The 8825-nt window shown below is 73.3% G+C and carries 9 protein-coding genes; 7 read left to right on the top strand and 2 right to left on the bottom strand.

The genetic code is table 11. The features are described from left to right. Positions 1 to 67: 67 nt before the first annotated feature. Complete coding sequence (locus ACZ4Z5_RS32500) at positions 68 to 481, top strand: hypothetical protein (RefSeq protein ID WP_468269713.1); 414 nt, start codon at positions 68 to 70, stop codon at positions 479 to 481. A gap of 211 nt (positions 482 to 692) precedes the next feature. Here the strand turns inward: ACZ4Z5_RS32500 and ACZ4Z5_RS32505 are convergent, their stop codons facing one another. Further along, complete coding sequence (locus ACZ4Z5_RS32505; RefSeq protein WP_468269715.1) at positions 693 to 2027, bottom strand: tetratricopeptide repeat protein; 1335 nt, start codon at positions 2025 to 2027, stop codon at positions 693 to 695. A 217-nt stretch (positions 2028 to 2244) separates the two neighbouring features. Between ACZ4Z5_RS32505 and ACZ4Z5_RS32510 the strand changes: the two genes are divergently transcribed. Both ACZ4Z5_RS32510 and ACZ4Z5_RS32515 read left to right on the top strand, forming a co-directional pair. Continuing rightward, a complete protein-coding gene (locus ACZ4Z5_RS32510) occupies positions 2245 to 2703 on the top strand; it encodes a hypothetical protein (RefSeq protein ID WP_468269717.1) in 459 nt (152 codons plus the stop codon). 202 nt (positions 2704 to 2905) lie between these two features. Next, positions 2906 to 3772: a spermidine synthase gene (locus ACZ4Z5_RS32515; protein WP_468269719.1), complete on the top strand. Its 867-nt coding sequence runs from the start codon at positions 2906 to 2908 to the stop codon at positions 3770 to 3772. Between the two features lie 87 nt (positions 3773 to 3859). On the opposite strand, the gene ACZ4Z5_RS32520 is transcribed toward ACZ4Z5_RS32515, so the two are convergent. Next, positions 3860 to 4441: a hypothetical protein gene (locus ACZ4Z5_RS32520; protein WP_468269721.1), complete on the bottom strand. Its 582-nt coding sequence runs from the start codon at positions 4439 to 4441 to the stop codon at positions 3860 to 3862. A gap of 111 nt (positions 4442 to 4552) precedes the next feature. Here ACZ4Z5_RS32520 and ACZ4Z5_RS32525 point away from each other — a divergent pair, with 111 nt between their 5' ends. From ACZ4Z5_RS32525 to ACZ4Z5_RS32540, 4 genes are all read left to right on the top strand, one after another. Then, the gene (locus tag ACZ4Z5_RS32525) at positions 4553 to 5254 is read left to right on the top strand and encodes a response regulator transcription factor (protein ID WP_468269723.1); all 702 of its coding nucleotides are present in this window, start codon (positions 4553 to 4555) and stop codon (positions 5252 to 5254) included. Next, positions 5251 to 6741: a HAMP domain-containing sensor histidine kinase gene (locus ACZ4Z5_RS32530; RefSeq protein ID WP_468269725.1), complete on the top strand. Its 1491-nt coding sequence runs from the start codon at positions 5251 to 5253 to the stop codon at positions 6739 to 6741. The genes ACZ4Z5_RS32525 and ACZ4Z5_RS32530 overlap by 4 nt, the downstream gene beginning before the upstream one ends. A 131-nt stretch (positions 6742 to 6872) precedes the next feature. Further along, the gene (locus tag ACZ4Z5_RS32535; protein ID WP_468269727.1) at positions 6873 to 8372 is read left to right on the top strand and encodes a glycoside hydrolase family 18 protein; all 1500 of its coding nucleotides are present in this window, start codon (positions 6873 to 6875) and stop codon (positions 8370 to 8372) included. 167 nt (positions 8373 to 8539) lie between these two features. After that, a complete protein-coding gene (locus tag ACZ4Z5_RS32540; protein WP_468269729.1) occupies positions 8540 to 8767 on the top strand; it encodes a hypothetical protein in 228 nt (75 codons plus the stop codon). The last annotated feature ends 58 nt before the right edge of the window (positions 8768 to 8825 follow it).

Below are 8825 nucleotides of genomic sequence, written 5' to 3' on the forward strand. Positions count from 1 at the left end.
GCGCGACGTTCCGAAGCGCCTTACCGGTCCGGCGTGGCCGCTCCATTCCAGAAAAGGAGACCGCACCATGGCAGAAGAAGTCGTGGCCTCGTTCCCCGGCCCGCTGAACTCGTTCTCCATCAACCTCGTGCTCCAGAACGCGAGCAGCTCGCAGGTCCAGCAGGTGGGCCTCAGCGGCCGCACCGCCAAGTTCCCCGTGACCTGGGACAGCATGGGCACCTTCTCCGGCCCCGCGACCCTCACGAGCACCGCCGGTGTCGACACCGAGGTCGTGGTCGCCAGCTTCACCGGGTTCGACCCCGGTGAGCAGGTGGCGTTCTCGGGCGTCGACCCCGACTTCACGGGTTCGCCGAACGCCGGCGTCAGGGTGCTCGACCTGGCCGGGACCCGCATCTTCGTCCAGTTCTCGGACGGGACGTCGGCATTCGGTGAGTTCCAGGTGACCACCGCGGGAACACTCCGCGCGGTTGCCACGAAGTAACCGGACGCATGAGAGGCGAGCAGCCGAGACCCCACGCCTCGGCTGCTCGCCGGCACGAAGGGGCCACCGGCGGAGGGTCCTGGTCCTCCGTGACGGATCCTTTCCGGTGGCCTCATCCCATTCCCTTTCATCACCCCTGCTCGGGCGCGATCCGGTGCTTTGTCCTCCTGGCGACAGGGGACCGAAAACGGGCGGCACGCCCACGGACTCCTCACACCAGGCGGAACGCCGATTCGTGACGGTCCAGGAATTCGGAGACACCCGCCGCACGGCGATGGGGGAGGAGCATCCGTACGGTGTCGGTGAGCATCGATTCGATCCGCGCCGATCTCACCTCGCCCATGAGGTCCATCACCTTGTGGCCGGCCGCCGCGGCCTCGTCGGGTGCGCCGGCGCGGGCCAGACCGTCGGCCAACTGCGCGCGGTAGAGGGCGAGATTGCGGGCGAAGTGACGGTCCTGGAGGGCCACGGCGCGCCCGGCGTGGCGCGCCGCGAGGGGCCAGTCGCCGAGCAGCGACCGGCACTGGGCCTCCAGCATGTGGAGTTCGGCCCTCAGGAAGAAGCTCATCCACTCCGGGTCGTCCGTGCCCGGCCCCCGGTCGAAGAGGTCCTTGCCCCGAGCGAGGGCCTGTTCGCAGGCCGTGCGGTCGCCGAGCCCCGCCCAGCCCCCTGCCTCGCGCAGCGCGAGGAGGGACAGCAGCCGGGACGAGCCCAGGCGGCGTGCCGCGCGCTGACCGGCCTGGGCGGCACGCACCGCTTCGCGGGGACGGCCCGTGTCGCGCGCGAGGAACGAGGTGTTGCAGAAGGCGTGCGCCTCCAGTGCGGTGTCCCCGGACATACGCGCGGTGGCGAGCGCCTCCGCGTAGTGGGAGCGCGCGTCGTCCAGCCGCCCGGAGTCGTGCGCCAGCCAGCCCACCGAGATGGAGAGTTCACCGACGCTCGCATGGAGCCGGTCGGCGACGGCGCGGCGGGTGGCGTCGGCCGAGTCGAGCAGCGCGTACGCGGCGCGCAGCGGCTGGGCGGCCCGCTGGTACAGGCCGTCCGCCCCGTGCCGGTCGTCGAGCAGACGGATCTTCCGTACGGCTTCCTCGACGGCGGAGACCTCCGCGTCGCCGGTGCGCCGGACGGGGCCGGGGCCGAGCCCGAGCGAGACGGCCGCCATGGTGGCGGTGCCGCTCGTCATGAATGCGCGACGCAGCACGTCGCTCTCCTCGTCGTTCTGGGGCGGGTCGGGTGGTGTCGTCGGTCCGGCAGCCGTACGCGCCCCCCGGCCGCGCACCGCCTCCCGCGCCGAGAAACCCAGGTCCGTCAGCGTCAGGCCGGGGAACATGTGCCGGAACACCCGCTCGTACGCGTAGTTGGGGCAGCGGATCTCGCCGGCCTCCACCCGCCCGACGTACCGGGCGTCGCAGGCGACCTGCTCGCCGATCTCGCGTGCGGCCCTGCGGACCGCGGCCGCGAACTCGCCGGGCGAACGCTGTCCCCTGAGCTGCCGGAACATCCGGTTCGGCTCCGTCGGCCGGTATTGCGCTGGTGACGACGCCATGGCCAACCCTCTCTGGCGGTTGGTGCAGCCGGAACGCACGGTGGCTCCGGCGGTGCACGAAAGTACCGGCTGTCCCGGGCCTCTCACCTGAAGTTTGGTAATAAACCGGATATCTCGGCCGCGATCTGCCATGAACTGCCATCCTTTTCAGCGGCGTGCCGCCGTAGCCCTTGACGGCGACGGGCGTTGAACCCTGCGGAGACGAGGAGGGTTCGCCTTGTTGAACACCGGAATGGACCTCACTGCGACAACCGCCCGCGAGCACCGGACCGCCCGGGACTTCGGCGTCCCGTGCGCGCCGCCCGGGGCGCCAGAACCGCTCGACCTGGTCACCGTGCCCGCCCGCCAGGGCCTGGAGGCGGTCGACATCATGCGCCGCGGAGCCGCCCCCGACGCCATGGGCCCGGTGCTGCACGACGGCGGCGACACCCTCGGCTTCCTCGTGCCGCCGGGCACCGCGGCAGCCTGGGACGTGCCGGGCAGTGCCTGCACCCGCACGGACGGACGCGGGATCGCCCTCCCCGGCGACCCGGGCCCCGCCGTACCCCCCGCGCCCGGCGGCGGGTGGCTCCTGCCGCCCGGCGCCGACGACGTCCCGGTCACCGACCCGGCCGCGCTGCGCGCCGCGCTGGACGAGGCGGCCCGCCTGATCGAGGCCGCGGACAGCTGCCGCTGACGCGTGGCGACGGGTCCACGCTCCGGAGCGTCCGCGTCCGGCCGCGTACCCGTAGGACGTCCGTGCCCGCAGTACGTCCCCACGGGCGTCCGCGCCCGCATCCCCGAGTACCTCCCCACGGACGTCCGCCGCCACCCGCCCTTGCGTGAGCCCTGGCCGCACGACTGTGCGACCGAGCGCGGTCGGCGTCGATAATGAGGTGGTGGCGAAGAGCAGCAGGCGGCGCGGGCGTACAACCCCCGAGACGGTCGTCGAGCAGGTGGACGGCGGTACCGCCGAGCTGGTACCGGACCCCGACCGGTCGCGCGGCTGGACACTGCTGATCGACGGCGCGCCGCAGTCCCACGTGGACCTCGACGACCCCGCCGCGCTCACCTTCGAGTACCAGCGGCGGCTCGGGCACATCGCCGATCTCGCCGCCCCGCCCCGGCAGCCGTTGAACGCCGTGCACCTGGGCGGCGGCGCGTTCACCCTGGCCCGCTACATAGCGGCGACCCGTCCCCGGTCCACGCAGCAGGTCGTCGAGGTGGACCGGGGGCTGGTGCGCTTCGTCCGGGCCCATCTGCCGCTGGACCCCGGCGCGCGCGTCCGGGTGCGGACCGCGGACGCCCGTGCAGGCCTGACCCGGGTCCCGGACGGCTGGGCCGACCTGATCGTCGCCGACGTGTTCGGCGGTGCCCGTACGCCCGCCCATCTGACCAGCACCGAGTTCCTCACGGAGATACGCCGGGTGCTGCGCCCCGACGGCTGGTACGCGGCGAACCTCGCGGACGGGCCGCCGCTCGCGCACCTGCGCGGCCAGATCGCCACGGCCGCCGCCGTCTTCCCCGAACTCGCCCTGGTCTCCGACCCGGCGGTACTCCGCGGCCGCCGCTTCGGCAACGCGGTGCTGCTGGCCTGCGCCCGCCCGCTGCCGGTGCCCGAACTGACCCGCCTCGTCGCCGGCGACCCCCATCCGGGCCGCGTCGAACACGGCCGTGCCCTCATCGACTTCACCGGCGGCGCGGCCCCGGTCACCGACGCCGCCGCGCGGCCCTCGCCCGCCCCGCCGCCGTCCGTCTTCCGGTGACGCCCGCCGGCTGTCTTCCGGTGACGCCCGCCGTCCGTCTCCCGGTGACGCCCGCCGGCCGGCCGGTCCCGGCGGTGCGCGACGGTGTCAGCGTTCCTCGGTCTTCACCATCGGCGGATGGTCGTTCCATGTGCAGAAGACGTCCGACTCCCGGCCGTCCTTGCTGAACGTCACACGGATCCACTCGGTCTGCTTCCACACCTGCATCTGCCAGCCCGAGTCCGGTGTGGCCGAGACGAGTTCGGCCGAGGCGGGCCCGATGTCGAACGCGACCAGGCCGCCCGCGACGGTGTAGCTCTTCACCTGGCCCGAGGCGGCGGCCGACGGCGGCTTCACCGGCGAACGGGAGGATGCCGGTGCGGGGGAGTCGGCATTCCTGTCCGGTCCGTCTGCTCCGGACGGCGGTGTGGACGCGGAGCCGGATGCGGTACCGGACGGGGAACCGCCGGGCGTCGGCGTCCTCGTGGCGGTGGACTCATGGGTCGACGAGGCGGCCGGACGGCCGCCCTGTGTGGTCTGCCGTCCTGCGGGAATGGGCAGCGCCCGCGGGGGGTCGTACACCGTACCGGCCATCACCGTGTGCACGCCCCACCAGGACAGCGTGACCGCCGCTCCGGTGGCGAGCGACCACGCGAGGCCGTGGATGAGTCCCTTCCGCATCCGGGCCATAGTGCACCACCCGCCACTCCCGTGTCGCGTGGGGGCCCGGGATGCGTGCGGCCGCCCCGGGCTCCTCCCGCCCCGGGCCAAGGGTCCCCCGAATGGCGTACGGTGCCGCCCATGGCAAGTGTGCTCGTGGTCGAGGACGACCAGTTCGTGCGCTCCGCCCTCATCCGGCACCTGACCGAGGCCTCCCACACGGTGCGGAGCGTCGGTACGGCCCTGGAGGCGCTGCGCGAGGTCGCCCATTTCCGTTTCGACGTCGTGGTCCTGGATCTGGGCCTGCCCGACCTGGACGGGTCGGAGGCCCTGAAGATGCTGCGCGGCATCACCGACGTACCGGTGATCATCGCCACCGCACGGGACGACGAGGCGGAGATCGTCCGGCTGCTCAACGACGGCGCCGACGACTACCTCACCAAGCCCTTCTCGGTGGAGCACCTCTCGGCGAGGATGACCGCCGTGCTGCGCCGGGCGCGCGCCTCGGCCGGGGCCGAACCGCCCTCCCGGGTCATCCGGGTCGGCGGACTGTCCATCGACCCGCTGCGCCGGCAGGCGGAACTCGACGGCGTACAACTCGACCTGACTCGGAGGGAGTTCGACCTCCTCGCCTTCCTCGCGGGCCGGCCCGGTGTCGTGGTGGCCCGCAAGGAGCTGCTCGCCGAGGTGTGGCAGCAGAGCTATGGCGACGACCAGACCATCGACGTCCATCTGTCGTGGCTGCGGCGGAAACTGGGCGAGACCGCGGCCCGGCCCCGCTATCTGCACACCCTGCGCGGCGTCGGGGTGAAGCTCGAACCGCCGAACGGGACGCTCGCATGAGATGGGCCCTGGTCCGCGTCTGTCTGGCCGTCACCGCCATGGTCGTGGTCGCCTTCGCGGTGCCGCTCGCGCTCGTGGTGAAGGAGATGGCCGGGGACCGGGCCTTCTCCAACGCCGAGCGGCAGGCCGCCGCGATCGGCCCCACCCTCTCCATCACCACGGACCGCGACCAGCTGGAACGCGCCATGGCCTCCACCCAGGCCGGCGCCGCGGGCCGGATGGCCGTGCACGTGCCGGGCGACGACGGGGCGTCCGGCACCAGACCGTCCGGCAGCACCGTGTCGTCCGGCAGCGCGTCGTCCGGCGCCGCGTCGTCCGGCGTGGAGCGGGAGATCGGCCGGAGCCGGGCCGCCGCGAAGGACCTGCGCACCACCAGGGAACTGGGCCGGGCCACCATCGCCGAGGTGGACGGCGGGTCCGTGCTGCTCCAGCCCACCGCGCTGAGCACCGGCGCGATCGCCGTCGTCGAGGTGTACGTGCCCGAGGGCGAGGTCACCAACGGCGTGACCACGGCCTGGCTGGTCCTCGCCGCCGTCGGTGTCGCGCTGGTCTTCGGCTCGGTGGCCGTCGCCGACCGCCTCGGCGTCCGGATGGTCCAGCCCGCCCAGCGGCTCGCCGGAGCCGCCCACGACCTGGGCGAGGGCCACCTCGGCGCGCGCGTCCCCGAGGAGGGCCCGACCGAACTCCGGTCGGCCGCCGTCGCCTTCAACGCCATGGCCGACCAGGTCGTCCAGCTCCTCGCCAACGAACGGGAGCTCGCCGCCGACCTCTCGCACCGGCTCCGCACCCCGCTGACCGTGCTGCGGCTCAACGCGGCCTCGCTCGGCGAGGGCCCCGCCGCGGAGCAGACCCGGGCGGCCGTGGAGCAGCTGGAGCGCGAGGTCGACACCATCATCAGGACCGCGCGGCAGTCCAAGCCGCAGACCCGGACCACCGGGGCCGGTGCCGGCTGCGACGTCTCCGAGGTGATCCGCGACCGGATGGCCTTCTGGTCGGCGCTGGCCGAGGACCAGGGCCGCGACGTGCGGCTCGCGGGCGTGGACAGCCCCGTGCACATCCCCGTCGCCCGGCCCGAGTTGGCCGCGGCGCTGGACGCGCTCCTCGGCAATGTGTTCCGGCACACCCCCGAGGGCACGGCGTTCGCGGTGGACGTCCACAACGCCGACGACGCGGTGATCGTCCTCGTCTCGGACGCGGGGGAGGGCATCGCGGACCCGGACGCGGCGCTGGCCCGTGGCAACACCGACGGGCGGCCCGGCTCGACCGGGCTGGGCCTCGACATCGTCCGCCGGGTCGCCGAGTCGACCGGCGGCGACGTGCGCATCGGACGGTCCGTGCTCGGTGGCACCGAGGTCAGGATCTGGATCGGCCTCGGCGCGCGGGGCGGCGCAGGGCGGCCCGCCCGCCGTGGCCGCCGGGGCACTCTGCGCCGCCGTCGCGGGACTCCCGCAACCGCCGCGGCGAGCGTGAGTGGTCTCGACCATTAATCGCTCCCGATGGCGTCCTTAAGCGCACCCTAAGAACCTCAACCCGCGTCCCGATACGGCCGTTTGTCCGATTCCGGCTCGCTAGCGTGCTGCCGCACCCCCACTCACGGAACCCCAGAGGCAGGCATGCGATGAGCAACACCCATCGGCGCAGGGCGAGCACGAGGACCAAGGCCATCGGCTCGGTGGCGGCGGCAGCGGTCGTCGGCGGCGCGGCGTTCGTGCTCACCGGCACCGCCCAGGCCGCCGGCCCCGGCGCCGTCTACACCCGGACCAGCAGCTGGGACAGCGGCTACACCGGCCAGTACGTCGTCACCAACGGCAGCGGAAGGAGCCTCGCGGACTGGACGCTCGAATTCGACCTGCCGGCGGGCACCCGGATCAGTTCGCTGTGGAACGGCGAGCACACCGTCTCCGGACAGCACGTCACGGTGAAGCCGGCCGCCTGGAACAAGCGGCTCGCGGCCGGTGCATCGGTCACCGTCGGCTTCGTCACCGCCGCGAGCGGCAAGGCGGGCGACCCGGCCGGCTGCCTCATCAACAAGGCCAAGTGCTCCGCGGAGGGCGGCGCCACCCCCGCCCCCACCGGCCGGCCGACCGAGCAGCCCACCACCCCGGCCACCCCGACGCCGACCGCCCCCGCGCCGACGGCGACCAAGCCCCCCACGGCCACGCCCGGCCCGACCCAGCCCCCGACGGGCACGCCCGCGCCCACCCCCACCGCACCGGGCACACCGGGCCCGGCGAAGTTCGCCCCGTACGTCGACACCTCCCTCTACCCGGCGTTCGACCTGCTGGACACCGCCGCGAAGACCGGGGTCAAGGAGTTCAACCTCGCGTTCATCACCTCCGGCGGGTCCTGTGCCCCGCTGTGGGGCGGTGTCACCGACCTGGCGAGCGACCGCGTCGCCTCCCAGATCGGCGCCCTGCGCGCCAAGGGCGGTGACGTCCGGGTCTCCTTCGGCGGCGCGGCCGGCCACGAGCTCGCGCTGAACTGCTCGTCCGCCGCGGACCTGGCCGCCGCCTACGGCAAGGTCGTCGACCAGTACAAGCTCACCAAGGTCGACTTCGACATCGAGGGCGCGGCGCTGCCGGACACCGCCGCCAACTCCCGCCGCGCGCAGGCCATCGCCCGGCTCCAGAAGTCGCACCCCGGCCTGGACGTGTCGTTCACCCTGCCGGTGATGCCCGAGGGCCTCACCCAGCCGGGTGTCGACCTGCTCGCCGACGCAAGGAAGAACGGTGTGCGCATCGACGCCGTCAACATCATGGCGATGGACTACGGACCGGCGTACAGCGGCGACATGGGCACCTACGCCGTCCAGGCGGCGACCGCGACCCAGGCGCAGATCAAGGGCGTGCTGGGGCTCTCCGACGCCGACGCGTGGAAGACCGTCGCCGTCACCCCGATGATCGGCGTGAACGACGTCGTCACCGAGATCTTCACGGTCGAGGACGCCACGCAGCTGGTGCGCTTCGCCGAGGAGAAGGGCATCGGGTGGCTCGCCATGTGGTCCGGCACCCGTGACAAGCAGTGCCCGGGCGGGGCGAAGAACTCCGCCGACGCCACCTGCAGCTCCGTCCTCCAGGAGCCGCTGGCCTTCACCAAGGCGTTCGCCGCCTACAAGTGACCCCCTGGTCCATCCTCCCCCAGCGCCCCGGCCGGACCCCATCCCGGCCGGGGCGCGCCCCTGTCGGGTGATTCCGGATTCCCTCTTCCCCTTTCGTCCCCGAACAGCCCCGTGAGTCGGCCGACGTGTAGCGGGCCGCCGCGGGCCTGCTGGCCTAGATTCGGGGCATGACTGTTCTGATCAGGCTCATCGGCGAGTCGGAACCCGTCGTGTGGCAGGACGAGCATTCGGAGAGGGGAGCAAGCCAGTACCTGTACGAACTCCGGGAGAGCGGCGCCCTGCTCGTCCACGCCCACATCCACTCCAGGGACGACCACGGCCGGGTCACCGAACGCCACCGCCTCGAGGTGGTCTACGGCCCGGCTGCCTGGGCGGAGGTCCGGGGAGACCACTGAGGCGGCCCGTACCGACGGGCTGCGTCGGCCGTCCCGCCCCGGGTGCGGCGCCGGGTGA

It is taken from the genome of Streptomyces sp. NPDC030222, from assembly GCF_055573115.1.

Coding starts and splice junctions, on each gene's coding strand:
- ACZ4Z5_RS32500 (WP_468269713.1), top strand. CDS start 68: ATGGCAGAAGAAGTCGTGGCCTCGTTCCCCGGCCCGCTGAACTCGTTC.
- ACZ4Z5_RS32505 (WP_468269715.1), bottom strand. CDS start 2,027: ATGGCGTCGTCACCAGCGCAATACCGGCCGACGGAGCCGAACCGGATG.
- ACZ4Z5_RS32520 (WP_468269721.1), bottom strand. CDS start 4,441: ATGGCCCGGATGCGGAAGGGACTCATCCACGGCCTCGCGTGGTCGCTC.
- ACZ4Z5_RS32525 (WP_468269723.1), top strand. CDS start 4,553: ATGGCAAGTGTGCTCGTGGTCGAGGACGACCAGTTCGTGCGCTCCGCC.
- ACZ4Z5_RS32530 (WP_468269725.1), top strand. CDS start 5,251: ATGAGATGGGCCCTGGTCCGCGTCTGTCTGGCCGTCACCGCCATGGTC.
- ACZ4Z5_RS32535 (WP_468269727.1), top strand. CDS start 6,873: ATGAGCAACACCCATCGGCGCAGGGCGAGCACGAGGACCAAGGCCATC.
- ACZ4Z5_RS32540 (WP_468269729.1), top strand. CDS start 8,540: ATGACTGTTCTGATCAGGCTCATCGGCGAGTCGGAACCCGTCGTGTGG.